The 18,923-nt window shown below is 73.4% G+C and carries 19 protein-coding genes; 12 read left to right on the top strand and 7 right to left on the bottom strand.

The window, feature by feature from the left end:
- Nucleotides 1-178: 178 nt before the first annotated feature.
- Nucleotides 179-667, top strand: a complete 489-nt coding sequence (locus ACFXDE_RS39165; protein ID WP_380499092.1) for a hypothetical protein — start codon at nt 179-181, stop codon at nt 665-667.
- A 92-nt stretch (nt 668-759) separates the two neighbouring features.
- Complete coding sequence (locus ACFXDE_RS39160) at nt 760-1,242, top strand: CYTH domain-containing protein (RefSeq protein ID WP_380499091.1); 483 nt, start codon at nt 760-762, stop codon at nt 1,240-1,242.
- A gap of 121 nt (nt 1,243-1,363) precedes the next feature.
- On the opposite strand, the gene ACFXDE_RS39155 is transcribed toward ACFXDE_RS39160, so the two are convergent.
- Nucleotides 1,364-1,792 (bottom strand): nitroreductase family deazaflavin-dependent oxidoreductase, encoded by a 429-nt coding sequence (locus tag ACFXDE_RS39155; RefSeq protein WP_380445910.1) that lies wholly within the window; start codon nt 1,790-1,792, stop codon nt 1,364-1,366.
- 144 nt (nt 1,793-1,936) lie between these two features.
- Between ACFXDE_RS39155 and ACFXDE_RS39150 the strand changes: the two genes are divergently transcribed.
- Both ACFXDE_RS39150 and ACFXDE_RS39145 read left to right on the top strand, forming a co-directional pair.
- On the top strand, nt 1,937-3,733 hold the full coding sequence (locus ACFXDE_RS39150) for an acyl-CoA dehydrogenase (protein ID WP_380499090.1): 1,797 nt from the start codon (nt 1,937-1,939) through the stop codon (nt 3,731-3,733).
- A gap of 339 nt (nt 3,734-4,072) precedes the next feature.
- A complete protein-coding gene (locus ACFXDE_RS39145; protein WP_380499089.1) occupies nt 4,073-7,165 on the top strand; it encodes an ATP-binding protein in 3,093 nt (1,030 codons plus the stop codon).
- Nucleotides 7,166-7,224: 59 nt separating this feature from the next.
- Here the strand turns inward: ACFXDE_RS39145 and ACFXDE_RS39140 are convergent, their stop codons facing one another.
- The 3 genes from ACFXDE_RS39140 to ACFXDE_RS39130 form a co-directional block, all read right to left on the bottom strand.
- Nucleotides 7,225-8,313 (bottom strand): hypothetical protein, encoded by a 1,089-nt coding sequence (locus ACFXDE_RS39140; protein ID WP_380499088.1) that lies wholly within the window; start codon nt 8,311-8,313, stop codon nt 7,225-7,227.
- An 11-nt stretch (nt 8,314-8,324) separates the two neighbouring features.
- A complete protein-coding gene (locus ACFXDE_RS39135; RefSeq protein ID WP_380499087.1) occupies nt 8,325-8,681 on the bottom strand; it encodes a nuclear transport factor 2 family protein in 357 nt (118 codons plus the stop codon).
- Between the two features lie 231 nt (nt 8,682-8,912).
- Nucleotides 8,913-10,439, bottom strand: a complete 1,527-nt coding sequence (locus ACFXDE_RS39130; protein ID WP_380499086.1) for an FMN-binding glutamate synthase family protein — start codon at nt 10,437-10,439, stop codon at nt 8,913-8,915.
- A 270-nt stretch (nt 10,440-10,709) separates the two neighbouring features.
- Between ACFXDE_RS39130 and ACFXDE_RS39125 the strand changes: the two genes are divergently transcribed.
- Together ACFXDE_RS39125 and ACFXDE_RS39120 are read left to right on the top strand one after the other, a co-directional pair.
- On the top strand, nt 10,710-11,759 hold the full coding sequence (locus ACFXDE_RS39125) for a hypothetical protein (RefSeq protein WP_380499085.1): 1,050 nt from the start codon (nt 10,710-10,712) through the stop codon (nt 11,757-11,759).
- 163 nt (nt 11,760-11,922) lie between these two features.
- Nucleotides 11,923-12,603, top strand: a complete 681-nt coding sequence (locus ACFXDE_RS39120) for a hypothetical protein (RefSeq protein WP_380499084.1) — start codon at nt 11,923-11,925, stop codon at nt 12,601-12,603.
- 106 nt (nt 12,604-12,709) lie between these two features.
- Here ACFXDE_RS39120 and ACFXDE_RS39115 read toward each other — a convergent pair whose 3' ends face one another.
- Nucleotides 12,710-12,916 (bottom strand): ferredoxin, encoded by a 207-nt coding sequence (locus tag ACFXDE_RS39115; protein ID WP_380499083.1) that lies wholly within the window; start codon nt 12,914-12,916, stop codon nt 12,710-12,712.
- Nucleotides 12,917-12,924: 8 nt separating this feature from the next.
- Nucleotides 12,925-14,034 (bottom strand): cytochrome P450, encoded by a 1,110-nt coding sequence (locus ACFXDE_RS39110; protein ID WP_380499094.1) that lies wholly within the window; start codon nt 14,032-14,034, stop codon nt 12,925-12,927.
- Between the two features lie 815 nt (nt 14,035-14,849).
- Here ACFXDE_RS39110 and ACFXDE_RS39105 point away from each other — a divergent pair.
- Nucleotides 14,850-15,230, top strand: a complete 381-nt coding sequence (locus tag ACFXDE_RS39105) for an ArsR/SmtB family transcription factor (protein WP_380445900.1) — start codon at nt 14,850-14,852, stop codon at nt 15,228-15,230.
- Between the two features lie 15 nt (nt 15,231-15,245).
- Here ACFXDE_RS39105 and ACFXDE_RS39100 read toward each other — a convergent pair whose 3' ends face one another.
- Entirely contained in the window at nt 15,246-15,620 is a 375-nt protein-coding gene (locus ACFXDE_RS39100; RefSeq protein ID WP_359970277.1) for a hypothetical protein, read from the bottom strand.
- 230 nt (nt 15,621-15,850) lie between these two features.
- On the opposite strand from ACFXDE_RS39100, the gene ACFXDE_RS39095 reads away from it, so the two are divergent.
- The 5 genes from ACFXDE_RS39095 to ACFXDE_RS39075 are packed head-to-tail and all read left to right on the top strand — an operon-like array spanning nt 15,851 to nt 18,863.
- Nucleotides 15,851-16,045, top strand: a complete 195-nt coding sequence (locus ACFXDE_RS39095) for a hypothetical protein (RefSeq protein WP_380499082.1) — start codon at nt 15,851-15,853, stop codon at nt 16,043-16,045.
- A gap of 3 nt (nt 16,046-16,048) precedes the next feature.
- The gene (locus ACFXDE_RS39090) at nt 16,049-17,761 is read left to right on the top strand and encodes a SulP family inorganic anion transporter (RefSeq protein WP_380499081.1); all 1,713 of its coding nucleotides are present in this window, start codon (nt 16,049-16,051) and stop codon (nt 17,759-17,761) included.
- 22 nt (nt 17,762-17,783) lie between these two features.
- Complete coding sequence (locus ACFXDE_RS39085; RefSeq protein WP_380499080.1) at nt 17,784-18,269, top strand: ATP-binding protein; 486 nt, start codon at nt 17,784-17,786, stop codon at nt 18,267-18,269.
- 8 nt (nt 18,270-18,277) lie between these two features.
- The gene (locus ACFXDE_RS39080; protein ID WP_380499079.1) at nt 18,278-18,499 is read left to right on the top strand and encodes a hypothetical protein; all 222 of its coding nucleotides are present in this window, start codon (nt 18,278-18,280) and stop codon (nt 18,497-18,499) included.
- 4 nt (nt 18,500-18,503) lie between these two features.
- Complete coding sequence (locus ACFXDE_RS39075; protein WP_380499078.1) at nt 18,504-18,863, top strand: zinc ribbon domain-containing protein YjdM; 360 nt, start codon at nt 18,504-18,506, stop codon at nt 18,861-18,863.
- Nucleotides 18,864-18,923 lie beyond the last annotated feature (60 nt).

Here is an 18,923-nt window from a genome sequence, read left to right as displayed (position 1 = left end):
GAAGTGTTCGGGTCGGATGACCAGATCACATATCGAATCGGCAAAGTTTGTTCATTGAGTGTCTCTTATGTCCCCATAAGGGGACCGTTGATGAATCTGTCTCAGTTGGTCATGGTGAGGCCACTGTTGTTCCGAGATGGCCGGGCCGCCGGGGCCGGGTGCACGTTAGGCTTCGTCCATGGCGAGCCAGCACCGGTCGACGGGCTTCACCGAAGCCCAGCTGTCGATCATCGATGAACTGAGTGCCCTGCCGTTCCCCGGGCAGGAGGGCAAGCCGGAGAATGGTGACGGGTGGAGTGGGCCCGGATTCCACGTGGCCGTGCTCCGGGAGAGCCGGGACTTCTGGGACGACCGCAGCGAGGAGGTCGTCGAGGCGGCCGAGAAGGAGCTGGAGGCCGATCTCGACGCGCTTGCCGCCGCTCTGACCGCCCGTTGGGGCAGCCCCGCGACGGTCGACCTGTGGCCGTATCTCGGGTTCGACCATCCGGACCCCGAGTTCGTGGCCCCGGAGCCGCTCGGTTTCCTGTGCAACCTCGCCGGCAGCATGCAACTGTGGCAGCCACCCTCGTCCGACCGGTGGCTCGCCCTGGCCATCGGCCAGGGGGACCGGGAGCTGCCGTTCCAACTGCTCGCCGCGATCGGCGGGGCGTCCTCGCTCCCGGGATGAGCCGGGCCCGGAGACCGACCGGCGCCCCACGAGCTCGGCATACGACGTCGGCCGCCTGACGACCGGTCTTGAGCACGAGGAAAGGAAACCGGATGCCGAGCGAGATCGAGCGCAAGTTTCTGGTCGACCGCGTCCCCGGGACGGCCGGTGCCGTCTCGACGGCCATCAGCCAGGGCTACCTCACCCGCGGCGGCGACTCCGAGGTGCGGATCCGCCGGACGCCGGAGGGCTCCACGCTGACGGTCAAGCACGGCGGCGGCCTGGAGCGCGCCGAGTACGAGACCCCCTTGGACGAGGAGCAGGTCGCGGCCCTGTGGCCCGCCACCGAGGGCGCCCGGCTGACCAAGGTCCGCACCGAGGTCCCGCTGGAGGACGGCCGCACCGCCCAGCTCGACACCTACGAGGGCGCCCTTGCGGGCCTGCTCACCGTCGAGGTCGAGTTCGACAGCACCGCCGAGGCGACGGCCTTCGAGCCCCCGGACTGGTTCGGCACCGACGTCACCGGCCGCAGCGAGTACAACAACCGCAACCTGTGCCTGCGCGGCACCCCGCCGGCCGAGGAGCCCACCGCCTGACGGGCCGGCCCGGCACGCGACGCCCCACCGGAACACCGGAACGCCGGAGCCGATCCGGTGGGGAGTCGGGCGTGCGCCCCGGTACGACCGCGCGGCCCCGGCGGAGGTCCGGGGCCCCGGATCAGGCGCGGGTCAGTTCGAGCACCGGGATGACGCGGATGCCGGCGGTCTGGCGGGCGTACTCGGCGAAGCCCGGGTAGCGCCGGGCCTGCTCGGCGTACACGCGGTCGCGTTCGTCTCCGGTCAGCTCGCGCACGGACACCCGGTACGTCTCCGTCCCGCGTTCGACGGTGCCCTCGCCGGCGGCGGTCAGGTTGCGGTACCAGTCCGGATCGGTGGGTGCTCCGCCCTTGCTGGCGAAGACGTAGACGACGTCCGGGTCGTCGTCGTGCGGCAGGCACATCATCGGGGCGACGTACTCCTTGCCGCTCGTGCGTCCGCGGTGGTGCACCAGGACGAGCGGAGCCCCCTCGAAGGGCCCGCCGACCAAGCCGCCGTTCGCTCGGAACTCCGCGATGGTCCTCGCGTTGAAGTCGAGCGGTTCACTCATGCCGAACTCCTGACTCTGATGGTGCCGGGTGTGACCGAGCCCTTCCCCCAGCCTGCCCCCTTCAGTCCCGGACGCGGGCCCCGACACCGGATTCGGGCTCGGGTAGCCTCGGGCGGAGCTCGTCGAGTTGAAAGGCACGATGCCATGACCTCTCTGCTCCTCTCCCGCCGCGACCTCGACTTCCTGCTGTACGAATGGCTGGACGTCGCGTCGCTCACCGGGCGGCCGCGCTACGCCGACCACTCGCGCGAGACCTTCGACGCGGCCCTGGACCTCAGCGAGCAGGTCGCCACCCGGCACTTCGCGCCGCACAACAAGCGGAACGACGCCGAGGAGCCGCGCTTCGACGGCGAGCGGGTCCACCTGATCCCGGAGGTCAAGGAGGCGCTGGCCGTCTTCGCCGGCACGGGCCTGCTCGGCAGCGCGATGGACTACGAGGTCGGCGGCGCGCAGCTGCCCTCCGTCGTGGCCAGCGCCTGCTTCGCGTGGTTCCAGGCCGCGAATCCGGGGACGTCCGGCTACCCGTTCCTCACGGCGGGCAACGCCAACCTGCTGCTGGCGCACGGCAGCCGGGAGCAGGTCGACACCTACGTCCGGCCCATGCTGGAGGGACGGTTCTTCGGCACCATGTGCCTGTCGGAGCCGCAGGCCGGCTCCTCGCTCGCCGACATCCGCACCCGGGCCGAGCCACAGGGCGACGGCACGTACCGGCTGTTCGGGAACAAGATGTGGATCTCGGGCGGTGACCACGAGCTCGGCGAGAACATCGTCCACCTGGTGCTGGCCAGGATCCCCGGCGGGCCGCCCGGCGTGAAGGGCCTGTCGCTGTTCATCGTGCCCAAGGTGCTGGTCGCCGCCGACGGCTCGGCCGGTGAGCGCAACGACGTCGTGCTCGCCGGGCTCAACCACAAGATGGGCTTCCGGGGGACCACCAACACCCTGCTCAACTTCGGCGAGGGCGTCCACCGGCCGGGCGGCGGGCCCGGCGCCGTCGGGCACCTCGTCGGCGAGCCGCACCGCGGACTGGCCTACATGTTCCACATGATGAACGAGGCCCGGATCGGCGTCGGGCTCGGCGCCACCGCGCTCGGCTACACCGGCTACCTGCACGCCCTGGACTACGCCCGCACCCGCCCCCAGGGCCGTCCGCTCACCGGCAGGGACCCGGACGCGCCCCAGGTGCCGATCATCGCCCACGCCGACGTGCGCCGCATGCTGCTCGCCCAGAAGTCCTACGCGGAGGGCGCGTTGGCGCTCGTCCTGTACTGCGGCCGCCTCCTCGACGAGGAGCGCACCGGCGCGTCCCCCGAGGGCCGGGCCCGCGCCAAGCTCCTGCTGGACGTCCTCACGCCCGTCGCCAAGAGCTGGCCCTCCCAGTGGTGCCTGGAGGCCAACAGCCTCGCCATCCAGGTGCACGGCGGCTACGGCTACACCCGCGAGTACGACGTCGAGCAGTTCTACCGCGACAACCGGCTCAACCCCATCCACGAGGGCACCCACGGCATCCACGGCCTGGACCTGCTCGGCCGCAAGGTCGTCATGGACGGCGGCGCCGGGCTGCGCCTGCTCGTGGAGACGGTGCATGCGACGATCGCCCGCGCCAAGGGCGTCGGCGGCGACGCCGCCGAGTACGCGGCGCGGCTCGACGAGGCCGCCCAGCGCGTCGTCTCGGTCACCCGGCGGCTGTGGTCGACCGGTGACCCGGAGACGGCCCTGGCCAACGCGAGCATCTACCTCGAAGCGGTGGGCCACACCGTCGTCGCGTGGCTGTGGCTGGAGCAGCTCCTCGCCGCCGACGCCGGCAGCGGGCCGTTCTACGAGGGGAAGCGCCACGCCTGCCGGTTCTTCTTCCGCTACGAACTGCCCAAGACCGAGGCGCAGTTCAAGCTCCTGGAAAGCCTGGACCGCACCACGGTCGAGATGCCCGACGACGCGTTCTGAGCCTGCCGGAATCGCCGCATGCGCATTCTGATCATCACCGCCGGTTCCCGGGGGGCGTCGCGCCGTACACGGGCCTGGGGCGCCGCCTGCCGGAAGCGGGCCACCAGGTGGCCGTGGCCGCCCACCCGTCCCACGGCCGCGGTGCGGCCGAGCTCGCCCGTGGGATCGCCGCGGAGGACGGCGCCGCCCCGCTCCTCGCCCGCATCGGTCGCGGGTAGCCACGCGGCCTCTTCTGGCAAGTTCTCGTCAAGCCGCCCCGGAAGATCACCTCGCCCGGTAGGGTCCCGACTTGTTACCGGGGAGTAGCCACTGGGGTGACCCGGGTGTGGGGGTGTGTGGGTGACGACGTTGGGCCGGCTGCTGCGGGAGCTGCGGCGTGCTGCGGGACTGACTCAGGAGGAACTTGCCGAGGCCGCGGGGTTGGCGGCCAGATCGATCAGGGATCTGGAGCGGGGCCGCCGGGAGCGGCCGCAGCGCCGCACCCTGGAGGTGCTGGTGTCGGCGCTGGGCCTGGCGGAGGCGGAGGCCGCCGCGCTGTTCGCGGCCAGCCGCTCCGGCGGGCCGGCCGGTTCCCGGGTCGACGACCGGGCGAAGGGAGCCGAACTGCTCGACCGGCAGGGCCAGTTGGAGGCCCTGGAACGCGCGGCCGGTGACGCCCGGGCCGGTCGGGGCGGGGTCGTGCTGGTGCGCGCGGGCGCGGGCATGGGGAAGACCTCGCTGCTGAACGCCTGGGCCGCCGCCGAGCAGACGCGCGGGTTCCGGGTGGTCCGGGCGGCCGGGGGAGAGCTGGAGCGGGACTTCGCCTTCGCGGTGCTGCGGCAGCTGGCCGATCCGCTGCTGGCCAGCGCCGGTGCGGCCGGCCGGGAGCGGCTGCTGTCGGGCCCTGCCTCGCCGGCCTCGCACGTCCTGCGCTTGGACGGCGTGGACGGCGCGGGCGGAGGTTTGTCGCCCGAGGCGTCCCTGGGTGTGCTGCACAGCCTGTACTGGCTGATGGTGCACGTCACGGACGACGGGCCGGTCGCCCTCGTGGTCGACGACGCCCACTGGGCGGACGGCCCGTCCGTCCGGTGGCTGGATTACCTGGCGCGGCGCCTGCGCGGCCTCCCGCTGCTGCTGGTGCTGGCGGCCCGGCCGCACAGCGGGACGGAGGCCGAGCCGTTCCTGGAGCGGATCGCCGGGCAGCCGGACTGCCTGCCCGTCGACCTGCCGGCGCTGGACGCCGGCAGCGTCGCCGGGCTGGTGGGCGCGAGCCTGGGGCGCGACGCCGGGCCGCGGTTCGTCGCCGCCTGTGCCGAGGCTAGCCAGGGAAACCCGCTGCTCCTGCGGGAGTTGCTCCGGACCCTGGCCGACAACGGGATCGAGCCCGAGGACGGCCACGCACCCCTGGTCGAGGAGTTCCGGGGCAGGATCCTGGCGGCCACGGTGGTCAAGCGGCTGGCGGGCCAGCCGGAGCCGGCCCGTCGGCTGGCCCGGGCCCTGGTGGTGCTGGGCGACGGCGTCGCCTGGCACCACGCGGCCGAACTGGCGGGGCTCGGTGAGGCGCAGGCCCGCGAGCACGGCCGCCGTCTGCGGCGGATCGGGGTGCTGGCGCCCGGCGAGGTGGCACGGTTCGACCACCCCCTGGTCCGGGCCGCGATCGCCGAAGCCGTCGTCAGCCCGGTGGAGTCGGCCGCCGCACATGCGCAGGCGGCCGAACTGCTGCGACGCGAGGGCGCGGGCGAGGACGCGGTGGCCACCCACCTGCTGCTGGCCGAACCGAGCGGCGAGGCCTGGCGGGTGGAGGCACTGCGGGAGGCCGCACGGGTGACCCGCGGCCGAGGCGCGCCGGAGATCACCGCGACCTACCTGCGCCGCGCCCTGCGGGAGCCGATGCCCGCCGACCGGCGCGGCCCGCTGCTCCTGGAGCTGGGCGCGGCCGAGCTGCAGGTCGACGTCGCCGCGGCCAGGCATCAACTGGCGCGGGCCTCGGAGGCGTTGACCGACCCGTACGCCCGGGCCGAGGCGGCCTACCTGCTCGCGAACGCACTGTTCCTCGGGCACCGGCACGCCGACGCGGCCGAGGTCCTCACCCGCGCGGTGGAGGATCTGCGGCAGGCGGAGGACGGCACCGGGATCGCCCGTGAGGTGTCGTGGTACCTCCAGGCCCAGATGCTGGTGATCGGGTACGAGCAGTTGTCCACCGTCCCCGCGGCCCGGGAACTGGCGGGCCGGCTGTGGGAGGAGAAGCTTCCCGGTGACACGCCGGGCGAGTGCGCGGTCCTGGCCGCGCTGTCCGCTTCGGGAGTCACCGGTGACGCCAGTGCCGCGGTCACCGACGACCTCCTCGACCGGGCCCTGCGCGGCGGGCTGGCGGGCGTGGACCAGGCGCAGATGCTCGTCAGCCTGGCCGGCCTGTCCTTCGTCACCACCGACCGGCTCGACGACGCGGCGGCGCGCTTCGACCACATCGCCGAGGTGGGCGGGCGCTGGGGCTCGTTCCTGATGGTGTCGGCGGCGATGGTGTGGCAGCTGACGGTCCGGCTGCGCCGGGGGCGGATCCCGTCCCTCACGCCGGACTTCGGTCATCCCGCCACGACGGCGGGGGAGGGCCTGGAGCCCCGGGTGCGGCTGGCGCTGATGGCCCAGACGGGGGAGGCGCTGATCGAGCGCGGCGAGCTCGCCGCGGCGGCGGGCGTCCTGGTGCCGGACGCCGACACCGAGCGGGTGGGCTGGACGTGGCAGGGCCCGATGGTCCTCGCCCGCAGCCGCCTGCACGCGGCGCGGCGCAATCCGGCGGCCGCGCTGGCCCTCCTGCTGGAGTACGGCGCGCAGGAGAAGCGGGCGCGGGTGTCCAACCTGGCGATGACGCCCTGGCGTTCGCGTGCCGCGCTGCTGCACCTGGCGCTCGGGCAGCGGGAAGAGGCGTTCCAACTCGCGACCGAAGAGATGGAGTTGGCTCACCGCTGGGGCACCGATCGGGTGATCGGCGTGGCGTCGCGCTGCCTGGGCGTCGTCGTGGGCGGCCCCGAGGGGGAGGCCCTGCTGCGGGAGGCCGTCACCGTGCTGGAGCGGTCCCCGGCCCGGATGGAACTGGCCCGCGCCCAGTACGAGTTGGGGGTGGTCCTGGCCCGCACCGGCGAGACCGATCGGGCCCGCCGCGTCCTCACCGAGGCGCTGGACCTCGCCGGGACCTGCGGCAGCGTCCTGCTGGCCGGCCGGGTCCGCCGGGCGCTGGCCGCCGTTGGGGTGCGGCCGGAGGCCGAGCGGGCGGTGGCGCCGAGCCTGTCGCTGACCGAGTACCGGCTGCTGGAGCTGATCGGCGCCGGTCACAGCGACCGCCAGGTCGCGCAGGCCCTGCTGCTGACCCCGCAGGACGTGACCGGCATGGTGGAACGCGTCGTCCGTGCGCTGGGCGTGACCGGCCGGGCGGACCTGGGAGCGCACTCCCGGTAGGCGTCGGCGGGCTCGGACCTCCCGCTCCGGGGAGGTCCGAGCCCGTTCAGCGGGTCTCCTTACCGGAACTGCTCCCACGGCCCGATGCCGTCGGCCCGGGCGCGCAGCTCGCCGTAGCTGTCCCCGCCGTAAGCGAGCTCGGCGGACACGTACTTCCCGTTGGCCGCCGACTTGACGGCGTAGGTGCCGCCGCCCACGGGCTCGACGGTGTACTGCTCCCACGGCCCGAGGACGTCGGCGCGGGCGCGCAGTTCGGCGTAGTCGGTGCCGCCGAAGGCGAGCTCGGCCGAGACGAACCGGCCGTTGGCGGCCGACCGGATCGCGTACAGGCCGTTGCGGTTGTTGCGGCACAGGTTGTACTGCTCCCACGGGCCGACGCCGCCGGAGCGGGCGCGCAGTCCGGCGTAGGCGTCGCCGCCGCGGGCGAGTTCGGCCGACACGAACAGGTTGTCGGCGGCCGACCGCACGGGGGTGGACTCCGTCACGCAGGCGGTCTCGTCCGGTGCGCCGTTGCCCAGCGTGCCGTTCAGGTACGTCTGGTAGGCCTGGAGCGCCGCGACGGACCGGTCGAGACCGGGCGCGGCGACCGGGAGTTCGTTCCAGGTCAGCTCGCGCTGGTAGCCGTGCCGCCAGCCCCGGGTGTGCACCCCGTCGGTGCGCGGGGTGTCGCTGCCCGGGTCCTTGGCGTCGATGTTCTGCCCGTTGTCCTCGAAGGACTGCAGCGCGTAGGCGCCCCAGTCCTCGGCGCCGCCCCAGGCGAACAACTGGAGGTAGGACGTGGGGTAGTTGAGGCTCTGCATCGTGATCGCGCCCTCGTTGCCGCCCACGTAGCCCGCGACCTTCTGCTTCGCCGGGTTGAAGAGCGCGAAGCGGCCGCGGTCCCCGATCCGGATCCACTGGCAGTACGGGTCGGAGGCGTCGAACTGCCGCAGCCGGACGGTGTCGTCCGAGGCGCTGGCGCACAGGTCGTGATCGGGCCAGGCGCCGCTGGTGAGGTACATCGGCCCGGTCACCGACTGCGTCCAGGTGGCCGCCGAGGCCGGCGTCGCGGGCAGGCCGGCCACGCCGACCGCGGCCAGGCCGGCGGCGACGGCGGCGGTCCGCAGGCGCCGCGCGACGGAGCCGGCGGTGCGCAGGAATCCACTCATGGTCGGTCTCCTCAGCTCTTCGGGGTCAGCGCGTAGTGGACGGTCTGGGTCTGGACGAGCCCGTCGCGGAAGACGAACGTGTCCACGCCGTGCGCCCGGTTGGTGTCGGAGTCGGCGTACCAGTCCAGGAAGAGGACGTCGCCCTCGAAGGTCTGGGTCACCAGGTCCCACTCGGCCTTCGGGAGGTCGGCGAACAGCCGGGCGAAGCCCTCGCGCACGCCGTCCCGGCCGTGCCGGACGCCGGCGGGGGTGATGAAGGCCGCGTCGGGGGCGTAGTTGGCGGCGATCCCGTCGAGGTCCTGGGCGAGGAGCGCCTTGCCGTGGCTGCGGAAGATCTCCTGGGGGGTTCGGGCACTGGGGTCGTTCATACGCGGCACCTTCCTGTCCTCGGTGAGGGGGATGGTCACTTGACCGCGTTCAGCAGAACATTGGGGCGGCCGGGTGGACCAGGAAGAAGCACCGGACGGTTCACCGGAAGGACGACCGGAAGAACCCGCGAACCCGCAGGCCGGCAACGGAACTTCCGCCCGGAGAACGCCACGAGCCCTGCCCCCGGGTCGACCCGGTGGCAGGGCTCGGTAGGTGCCGGCGCCGGAGCGTCAGACGGCGGGCTTGGCGGTGAGCAGCTCGGTGATCTCCTTGGCGAGGTGCGGGCCGAGCTCGCCCCAGCCCTCCTTGTAGCCGTAGACGCCGGCCAGCGAGCGGGCCTCGTAGTCGCCGTTCATGATCTCGATGTCGTTGGCCGTGATGAGGCCCGGGTGCGCGACGCCGAGGGCGCCCGAGACCTTGAGCAGCTCCCGGCGCAGCGTGCGCAGGTAGACGGCGGCGCGGGTGGACTTCGAGGCCGGGTCCAGGCCGCGGGCCAGCCACTGGTTCTGGGTGGCGATGCCGGTGGGGCACTTGTCGGTGTGGCACTTCTGCGCCTGGATGCAGCCGATCGACAGCATGGCCTCGCGGGCCACGTTGATCATGTCGGCGCCCAGGGCGAACGCGACCGCGGCGTTCTCGGGCAGGCCGAGCTTGCCGGAGCCGATGAACGTCAGCTCGTCGGTCAGCCCGAGCTCGGCGAAGGTCCCGTACACGCGGGAGAAGCCCATCCGGAACGGGAGCGCCACCGAGTCGGCGAAGATCCGCGGCGCCGCGCCGGTGCCGCCCTCGCCGCCGTCGACGGTGACGAAGTCGACGCCGCGGTCTCCGCGGGCCATCAGCGTGGCCAGCTCCTGCCAGAACTCCAGCTCGCCGACCGCGCTCTTGATCCCGACCGGCAGGCCGGTCTCGGCGGCCAGCAGCTCGACGAAGTCGAGCATCGAGTCGACGTCGCCGAACGCGGTGTGCCGCGACGGGGAGGCGCAGTCCCGGCCGGCCGGGATGCCGCGGATCGCGGCGATCTCCTCGGTCACCTTCGAGCCCGGCAGCATGCCGCCCAGGCCCGGCTTGGCGCCCTGCGAGAGCTTGATCTCGATCGCCTTGACCGGGGCGCTCGCGACGACCTCCTTGAGCTTGTCGAGGTTGAAGGTGCCGTCCTCGTTGCGGCAGCCGAAGTACGACGTGCCGATCTGGAGCATGAGGTCGCCGCCGTTGCGGTGGTACGGCGACAGACCGCCCTCGCCCGTGTTGTGCATCGTGCCCGCGAGTGCCGCGCCCTTGTTGAGCGCGGTGATGGCCGCGCCGGAGAGCGACCCGAAGCTCATCGCGGATATGTTCACGACGCTCGCCGGCCGGAAGGCCTTCGCCCGTCCGCGCGGCCCGCCCAGCACCTTGGCCGAGGGCAGCGGGGCCTGCGGGTCGTGGGCGTCGGGCAGGGCGCCGGCGAACGTGCGCTGCTTCAGGTAGGCGTGGCCCTGCACGTGCGCGACGTCGACCTCGGTGCCGAACCCGAAGTAGTTGTTCTCCTCCTTCGCCGACGCGTAGATCCAGGTGCGCTGGTCACGGCTGAAGGGACGCTCCTCCTCGTTGGAGGTCACGATGTACTGCCGCAGCTCGGGCCCGATCGTCTCCAGCAGGTACCGCGCGTGGCCGAGCACCGGGAAGTTCCGGAGCAGCGCGTGCTTCTTCTGCGTGAGGTCGCGGGCGGCCAGGAGCGCCACCGCTGTCGCGGCGGCCGCGCCGATCTTCCGGGCGTGCATGGACGTTCCTCCTCGATGCGCGGCCCCATCGCCGTCGGCGGAGCCGTGCTGCCGTGTTGTGCATGGCCTTGGACGACGGGCGCGGCCGGTCAGGCACGGCGTCCGCCGAAGAATCCGGACCGATCCTAGGAGTCGTCCATGAGGCGCCCGTGAGCAGGGTGCCGGGAGCGCCGGCCGGCCTGGAAAACCCGTACGCGGGCCCGGTGACCGAACGCTACGATCTTCACCGAACGCACACCTGTGCGACGGAGTTCGTGGAGAAGCAGGTTCATGCCCCACCCGTTCGTCATCGTCACCTTCCTGATCCTCGTCATCCGGCTGGGCCTCTGGCTGAACAAGCAGCGCAAGGCCACCGCGGGCCGGCAGGCGCCCGCGGCGGGTCTGGTGCCGCGCTCCGAGCTGGTCGAGGTGGGCAGCGAGCCCGCCGACCCGGCGGCGCGTGCCGCGCTGGACGCGGCCCGTTCGGGCGACTGGCGCCCCGCCGCCGCGTACCTCTCGGGCGATGAAGGTGACTGGAGTGCCCGCTACGCCCGGATGAACCCGTTCGGCGAGCTCGCGGCCACCGACGACCTGTGGCTCTGGCAGTGGCGCAAGGAGCAGCCCGACAGCCCCGAGGCCGCCCTGGTGCACACCGATGCCCTGGTCAAGCGGGCGTGGGAGATCCGCACCGGGCAGTACGCCTCCGAGGTGACCCGGGAACAGGCCACGGGCTTCCACCAGGTGCTGCAGGAGGCTGCGGAGGCGTCGCACGAGGCGATCCGGCTGGCCCCGGCCGACGACCCGAACCCGTGGGCGGCGCAGCAGGCGATCGCGATGGGCCAGGGCTGGTCGCGCGAGCGCTACCGCGAGCTGTGGGCGGAGATCGTGGCCCGCGAGCCCCACCACTTCGGCGCGCACACCGCCGCGCTGCAGTACTGGTGCGCGAAGTGGCGCGGCAGCGACGAGTTGATGCACGGGTTCGCCGACGAGGCGATCGCCGGCGCGCCGGCCGGCAGTCTGCTGACGGTGCTGAAGCTGCGGGCGTACTGGGAGCAGGTGCTGCGCGACAAGTCCGCGGCCACGCTCTACCGGTCCGCCGAGTTCACGGCCGCCCTGGACGCGGCCCTGGCCGACCTCGCGGCCGCCGACCCGGCCCACCCCGGCACCGTCCCGTCCCGCGGCTGGATCGCCCACGGCCTGATCGAGAACGGCCGCCCGGCGCAGGCCCTGGAGCTGTTCCGCGGGATGGGCCGGGAGATCGCGGGCCCGTGGATCTACTACGGGGACCCGGCCGCCGTCTTCGACGCCGCCCGCACCAAGGCCGCCCGCGCGGCGACCTGACCGGCTGCGCCGGCCGCTCGCGGGGGCGGCCGGCGCCCGGCCGTGGACTCCGGCTCACCAATCCGCCGGGGTGCGGCGCACGAATCCCGTGCAGGAAGCGCGGTTCGACCTCGCCGCATACCCGACGGCCGGGCCGCGGACCTCTCCGCAAGGACCGATGACCATGAAAGCCAGACTTCTCGCTCCCGTCCTGACCGCGGTGCTGCTCGGCGCCGGCGCTGTCCCCGCCTTCGCGCACGGCGGCCCGGGCGGTGACGATGAGGGGCGGGACGGCGGCTCGTTCGCCGCCTCGCCCTACCTCTCGTCCCACGGTTCGCGGTTCACGCTCGCGATTCTGCTGCCCGTACCGGGCAACCAGGTCGACGGCTCCGGCCGGGCCACCGTCGTGCTGAACAGCGACGACACCGCGCAGGTGACCGTCGACGCCCGCGGGCTGCTGGACCGGGCCCCGCACGCCATGCACATCCACGTGAAGGGCAGCGGCGAGTGCCCCGACGCCGACGCCGCCACCCTCCACAACGGCCACCCGGCGATCAGCACCACCGACGGACTCCCCGCCTACGGGCCGATCGGCACGTCCCTGACCACCAGCGGTGACACCAGCCCGGCCAGCGCACTGGCCGTCGACCGGTTCCCGTCCACCGGCACGTTCCACTACTCCCGGACCATCCAGCTCACCACCGACGTCGCCCAGCAGGTGCGGGCCGACAACGCCGTCGTGGTGGTCCACGGCATCGACTACAACCACAACGGCAGGTACGACAGCGTCCTCGGACCCAGCGAGCTCAACCCCGCCCTGCCCCAGGAGGCCACCGCGCCGGCCCTGTGCGGCCCGCTCGACTGACCACTCCCGGACCGGTGTTCGTCGCACCGGCGGCGATGGACACCGGTGAGCGGCCCCGCCGCGGCGCTGCACGGCGGGGCCGCTCATCCCTTCGCGTCGGGCCGGTTCAGCTCGTGCGGACGGTGATCGCCTGGACGGGGCACCCGAGCACCGCCTCCCGCAGCAGCGCGTCGTCGGCCCGCGTCGCGCCGCCGGGGAGCAACTCGGCGACTCCGTCGTCGTCCTGGGTGAACACGTCGGGCGCGAGCCGCGTGCACGTCGCCGCGCCGATGCAGCGGCCGGCATCGATCTCGATGCTGCCGTCAACGTCCATGGGGCCTCCTACCAGGCGACGGGCAGCTCGGACACGCCGCCCTGGAGCACGTACGGGGGATCGGCCTTCACCTGCTCGACCGGCACCGCCAGCCGGAGCGTCGGAACCCGGCGGAGCAGGACGCTCAGCGCCGTCCCGGTCACCGCCCTCGCCAGGTTCTGGCCCACGCACTGGTGGACCCCGAATCCGAAGGCGACGTGCCGCCCGGCCCGGCGGCCGACGTCCAGGGCATCGGGGTCCTCCCAGGCGCCGGGGTCGCGGTTCATCAGCATGAGCGAGATCAGGACGCCCTCGCCCGCCTCGATCGTGTGCCCGGCGATCTCGATGTCCGCCGTGGCCACGCGGGGCAGGACGTCGATCACCGACGTGAGGCGCGTGAGCTCGTCGACCGCGCCGGGGATCGACTCCGGTTCACCGCGCAGCCGTTCGAGTTGCTCCGGGTGCGCCAGCAGCGCGAACACCGAGGCGGCGACGGTGCTGGACGTGCTGTCGTCCCCGCTGGCCATGAGCACCATGCAGAGCGCGACGAGCTGATCGCGATCCATGCCGCCCTCCGCGACCGGTCCCGCGATCAGCTCGTCGATCAGCCCGGCGCCGGGCCGCTGCTCCTTGCGGGCGACCACGGCCCGCAGGCGGTCGAGGATCTCGCCGAGGATCCGCTGCGCCGCCCCCGCCTCGTCCCCGACGGCGGGGGAGAGCAGGCGCCGGCTGCGCGTCCCGATGTAGTGCCCGTCCTCCTCGGACACGCCCAGCAGCGCGAGGTTGGCCGCGCACGCGAGCGGCAGGGAGAAGGCGGGGACGAGGTCGGCCCGGTCCCCGCCGGCGAGCATCGCGTCGACGAGCGCCTCCGCGGTCCGCTCGATCCCCGGGAGCAGCGCGGCGATCCGCCGGACGCCGAAGGCGGGGATGACGAGCCGCCGCTGGCGCGCGTGCTCGGGATCGTCCACACCGCTCAACGGCGGAGTGAACCCGCCCGCCGACTGCTCGGCGAACTGCGGGGCCAGAACGGGGAAAGCCGGGTGCAGGACGCTGACGGACAGCCGGGCATCGAGGAGCAGGGCCCGCCCCTCGGCACTTCCGGAGGCCAGCCAGACCTCCCGGCCGTCGTAGAGGGTCACCCGCGACAAGGCCCCCTCCGCCCGCAACCGGTCGTAGCCGTCGGGCATGCGGAACGGACATTCCCGCGCCATCGGGTAGGCGGGAGCCCCGACTTCGCTCGAACGGGTGCCGGCCGGTGTCACGGGCTTCCTCGCCTTCCGCCCGGGAGGTCTGCCAAGGAGCCGGACCGGTCCGGTCGCTCCCTTGGCCCGTCCCAAATCCGGGCACATGGTGCCGATGCGAATCAACGGGGCGATCATGCCAGATCCGCCACCGGAGCAGCGGCGGTGGACCACGGCCGACTCGATAGTGCGGAAAGCCGCTCAAATGACCATCGGACACGCGGACTTGACCACCGGCTCCGAGGTGCGCACGCGAGAGGCCGCCCCGGCGTCGGTTCCGGGGCGGCCTGGCGGCGCCGGCCCGCTTCCGGAGGGCTGGCGCATGACGACCTTAGCAGTTGCTAATATCGTCAACTGCATGCGGGGTCGGGCGCGGAAACGCGTATCTCACCGTGGTGCCGCACGGCCGTGCCGTCCGCTCCGTGTCCGGCGCGGGCAGTGGTTGGTGTCTCTCGGCCCGCGCCGGGCGGGCGTGGCCGGTGTGGTGCCGCGGGCGCTTCCGACGTCCGATCCGTCCCGATGGTCGCGGGGGCGCATGCAGGCTCGCCGCCGCTCCTGGAGTTGTGCCTGGGGGCGGCGGCGGGTGCGCGGCCGGGCCGTCCGCCCGGTACGGGGCTGACCTGCGCGTCCGTCCCGTCGGTTGCTAAGGTCGACTCCTTGACGAAGATCGATCGAGATCGACGACGATCGGCCCGGACGGAGACGGTGACGACGTGAACGCCGAAACGCCCACCCCGCCTCCCGTGGTCGGCACCCCGCTGTACCAGCTGAAGGCGGAGTTCTTCAAAACCCTCGGCCACCCCGTGCGCATCCGCGTCCTGGAGCTGCTGAGCGAGCGCGAGCACGCCGTCGCCGAGATGCTGCCCGAGGTCGGCGTCGAAGCCTCCCACCTGTCCCAGCAGCTCGCCGTGCTGCGCCGCTCCAACCTGGTGATCGCCCGTCGCGAGGGCTCGACCGTCTACTACCGCCTCACCAACCCCCAGGTCGCCGAGCTCCTGCGGGTCGCCCGCGCCATCCTGGGCGGCGTCATCAGCGGCCAGGCCGAGCTCCTCAACGGCCTGCTCGCCCAGCCCGAGGGACCCGCCCGGCCGTAAGGCCCGCCCTCCGGCTCAGACCACCAACTCCTCGTCGATGCGCCGCACCTGATGCCGCGCCATCGCCAGGTTCGCCCGGGTCCGCTCCAGCACCAGGTACAGGAACAGCCCCTTCCCCCCCGGCGACGTCAGCGGGCGCACGAGGTGGTACTGGCGGGTGAGCGTCGTCAGGCTGTCCTCCAGCTTCTCCCCGAGCAGCCCGAGCGCGTCCGCCGCCCGCTGCTGCGCCCGTACGACGTCGGTGGCGCCGGCCGCGGCGACCTGGAGGTCCAGGCCGGAGGCCTCGCCCAGCGTGCCGAGCGCCATCCCGCTGGTGGCGTCGACCAGGGCCACGCCCACCGCCCCGTCGATCGCCATCGCGTCCTTGAGTGCGCCCTCGATGCCTGCCATCCGAACAAGTCCTCCCGACCGTCTCGCGTCGTGGCCGGCCGTCTGCCGACCGCGCACCGAGCGTAGGCACCGGGCGCTTCGTGGTCGTCGTTTTGACCGTTACTGATCACAACAGATCGCTACTGTCGGAATCCATCACATGCGAAAGCAGCGACTTGAAAAATTCTTCATATCCATACATGCTGTCGTGACGTTGGACCGGAAACGGCGGGGGAGAGGAGCGGACGGCTGTGACCGCAGCGTTCGACGAGGAACTGCGCGAACAACTGGCCCGGGCGCGCGAGGCGCTGCGGCAGGCCCGCGCCGACCGGGACGACGAAGGAGCCCAGGCCTACGCCGGGCGCGTCGCCACCCTGCTGTGGATCGCGTCCGCCCATGGGATCGACCTGCCGCACACCGCCGAAGAAGAGCAAGGAGAGGGCTGAACGATGGCCGTCCGCACGGTCCTCGACGCCGTCCGTGACCGGGCCCGATCCGTGCTGCCCACCCGGCGGGTCCTCGCGACCATGGGCCGCTCGCCCCGCAAGGACCTGGTCGCCGGGCTCACGGTGGCCGTGGTCGCGCTGCCGCTCGCGCTCGGCTTCGGCATCTCCTCCGGCGCCGGCGCCGAGGCCGGACTGGCCACCGCCGTCGTCGCGGGCGCACTCGCCGCCGTCTTCGGTGGTTCCGACGTCCAGGTCTCCGGCCCGACGGGCGCCATGACCGTCGTCCTGGTCCCGATCGTCGCGCGCTACGGCACCGGCGGCGTGCTCACCGTCGGGCTGCTCGCCGGGACGGTCCTCATCGCGCTCGCCCTGCTGCGCGCCGGTCGCTGGATGGCCTACGTCCCCGTGCCCGTCGTCGAGGGCTTCACCCTCGGCATCGCCGGCGTCATCGCCCTCCAGCAGGTGCCCGGCGCGCTCGGCGTGAGGAAGCCCGGGGGCGACAACCCGGCCGTCGTCGCCGCGCAGGCGGCCCGCGACTTCGCCGCCGCGCCGCACTGGGCGGCGATCGGCGTGGCCCTCGCGGTCTCGGCCGTGATGCTCGTCGGCGGACGGCTGCGGCCCGCGCTGCCGTTCTCGCTGATCGCCGTCGTCGCCGCGACCGTGACCGCCGAGCTCGCCGGCCTCCCCGTCGCCACCATCGGGCACGTGCCCGCCGGCCTCCCGGCGCCCTCGCTTGACTTCCTCGACCTCTCGGCCGTCCCGGCCCTGCTGCCCTCCGCCCTGGCCGTCGCCGCGCTGGCCGCGCTGGAATCCCTGATGTCCGCCACCGCCGCCGACGCGATGACCGTCTCCGAGCGCCACGACGGCGACCGCGAACTGTTCGGCCAGGGCCTGGCCAACCTCGCGGCCCCGCTGTTCGGCGGCGTCGCCGCCACCGGCGCGATCGCCCGCACCGCCGTGAACGTCCGCTCCGGCGCCGTCTCCAGGCTCGCGGCCCTCGTCCACGCCGCCGTCCTCGCGGTGATCGTCTTCGCCGCCGCACCGCTCGTCGCCGGGATCCCGCTGGCCGCGCTCGCCGGGGTGCTGATCGCGACCGCGGTACGGATGGTCCAGGTCGGCTCGCTGCGCGCGCTCGCCCGCTCGGGGCGCGGCGAGGCCGCCGTCCTCGTCCTCACCGCCGCCGCCACGCTCGCCTTCGACCTGGTCACCGCCGTCGCGATCGGCCTGCTGGTCTCCGGTGCCCTGGCGCTCGCCGCGGTGGCGAAGGCGGCCCGGGTCGAGCGGGTCCCGCTGCACGCAGGCCTTCCCCCGGCCGACCACCACGACGAGGAGCGGGCGCTGCTCGCCGAGCACATCGTCGCCTACCGCATCGACGGCCCGCTGCTGTTCGCGGCCGCGCACCGCTTCCTGCTGGAGCTGACCGAGGGCGCCGAGGCGAAGGTCGTGATCCTCCGCATGTCGCGGGTCAGTGCGATCGATGCGAGCGGTGCCACCGTCCTCGGCGACGCCGTCGCCCGACTCCGGGGGCGCGGCACGCTCGTCCTCGTCTCCGGCATCCGCGACGAGCACCATCGGCCCCTCGACGCGCTCGGGGTGCTCGACCGGCTCCGCGTCGACGGGCACATATTCGGCAGCACGCCGGAGGCCATCGCCTTCGCCCGTACCCACCTGCCCAGCCGGGCCGTGTCCGGCCGCCCCTCCGGAGCGTCCCGATGAGCGAACTCGCCGAGGGCGTACGGTGATCCGCCGCTGGCGCGATCGGCGGTACCGCGACCACCGCTCCGCCGAGCCGGCAGAGCCCGCCGACCACCACCGCAGCTACCGGATGAGCCTGGCCGGCACCTGGCCGGCCGCCCGGACGAGCCGTCGGATCACGGTCGCCGTGCTCACGGGGTGGGGCGTGCCGCCGAAGACGGTCGTGCACGACGCCGCCGTCTTCGCCATCACCGAGTTGGTCACCAACGTGGTCCGGCACGCCGGTTCGCGCTCGCCGTTCTTCGACCTGCTGCTGGCCATGACCGACACCCACCTCGAAGCCGGTGTGCGCGACGGGCACCCGGGCTTGCCCGACATCCCGCGCGCGGGTGACACGGGCGGCCTGGCGGACGTGGCCGGCCTCGTCCGTCACCTCGGCGGCGGCCTGAAGATCCAGCCCGCGCCGGACGGTGGCAAGACCGTCTACGTCCGCCTGCCGCTCAGCCCGTCGACCGCGATCCCGCAGTAAGGCCGCCCTTGCACTTCACCATCACCGAATACGACGACCACGGCGCTCCCGCCGGCCCGCGGACCGTCGACCTGCCGACGCTCCGGACCGTCCTCGCCGAAGCCGCCACCACGGGCCGGCGCCTGCACATACGCCCGGCGCTGCGGCGCTCCGCGACCGCGCCTCGAAGAACCGCCGTCAGACACCCGCTGACCTCGGAAAACACCCCTGAGAACGACTGGATATCCTGATCACATGAGCGACAACCTCCCCCCGTGCCCGCAGTGCTCCAGCGAGTACACCTATGAGATGAACGCCCTCATGGTCTGCCCGGAGTGCGGCCACGAGTGGGTCCCCGCCGGCGCCGGCGAGGGCGCTGCGGCCGCGGCCGGCGAGCGCGTGATCAAGGACGCCGTCGGCAACGTGCTGGCCGACGGCGACACCGTGACCGTCGTCAAGGCCCTCAAGGTCAAGGGCAGCGTCTCCGGCATCAAGGCGGGCACCAAGGTCCGCAACATCCGCCTCGTCGACGGCGTCGACGGCCACGACATCGACTGCCGCATCGAGGGCTTCGGCGCGATGCAGCTCAAGTCCAGCGTGGTGAAGAAGGCCTGAGCCGCTCCGCCCGGCCACGGGGCCGGGGGGGGGGGGGCCCGCCCGACGCCCCCCCCCCCC

Origin of the sequence: Kitasatospora sp. NPDC059408, assembly GCF_042751525.1 — a bacterium.
Classification (GTDB): Bacteria; Actinomycetota; Actinomycetes; order Streptomycetales; family Streptomycetaceae; genus Kitasatospora.
This window is presented reverse-complemented; position numbering and strand designations above follow the sequence as displayed.

Coding starts and splice junctions, on each gene's coding strand:
- ACFXDE_RS39155 (WP_380445910.1), bottom strand. CDS start 1,792: ATGAGTGAACCGCTCGACTTCAACGCGAGGACCATCGCGGAGTTCCGA.
- ACFXDE_RS39165 (WP_380499092.1), top strand. CDS start 179: ATGGCGAGCCAGCACCGGTCGACGGGCTTCACCGAAGCCCAGCTGTCG.
- ACFXDE_RS39130 (WP_380499086.1), bottom strand. CDS start 10,439: ATGCACGCCCGGAAGATCGGCGCGGCCGCCGCGACAGCGGTGGCGCTC.
- ACFXDE_RS39125 (WP_380499085.1), top strand. CDS start 10,710: ATGCCCCACCCGTTCGTCATCGTCACCTTCCTGATCCTCGTCATCCGG.
- ACFXDE_RS39160 (WP_380499091.1), top strand. CDS start 760: ATGCCGAGCGAGATCGAGCGCAAGTTTCTGGTCGACCGCGTCCCCGGG.
- ACFXDE_RS39120 (WP_380499084.1), top strand. CDS start 11,923: ATGAAAGCCAGACTTCTCGCTCCCGTCCTGACCGCGGTGCTGCTCGGC.
- ACFXDE_RS39075 (WP_380499078.1), top strand. CDS start 18,504: ATGAGCGACAACCTCCCCCCGTGCCCGCAGTGCTCCAGCGAGTACACC.
- ACFXDE_RS39090 (WP_380499081.1), top strand. CDS start 16,049: ATGGCCGTCCGCACGGTCCTCGACGCCGTCCGTGACCGGGCCCGATCC.
- ACFXDE_RS39115 (WP_380499083.1), bottom strand. CDS start 12,916: ATGGACGTTGACGGCAGCATCGAGATCGATGCCGGCCGCTGCATCGGC.
- ACFXDE_RS39140 (WP_380499088.1), bottom strand. CDS start 8,313: ATGAGTGGATTCCTGCGCACCGCCGGCTCCGTCGCGCGGCGCCTGCGG.
- ACFXDE_RS39150 (WP_380499090.1), top strand. CDS start 1,937: ATGACCTCTCTGCTCCTCTCCCGCCGCGACCTCGACTTCCTGCTGTAC.
- ACFXDE_RS39100 (WP_359970277.1), bottom strand. CDS start 15,620: ATGGCAGGCATCGAGGGCGCACTCAAGGACGCGATGGCGATCGACGGG.
- ACFXDE_RS39135 (WP_380499087.1), bottom strand. CDS start 8,681: ATGAACGACCCCAGTGCCCGAACCCCCCAGGAGATCTTCCGCAGCCAC.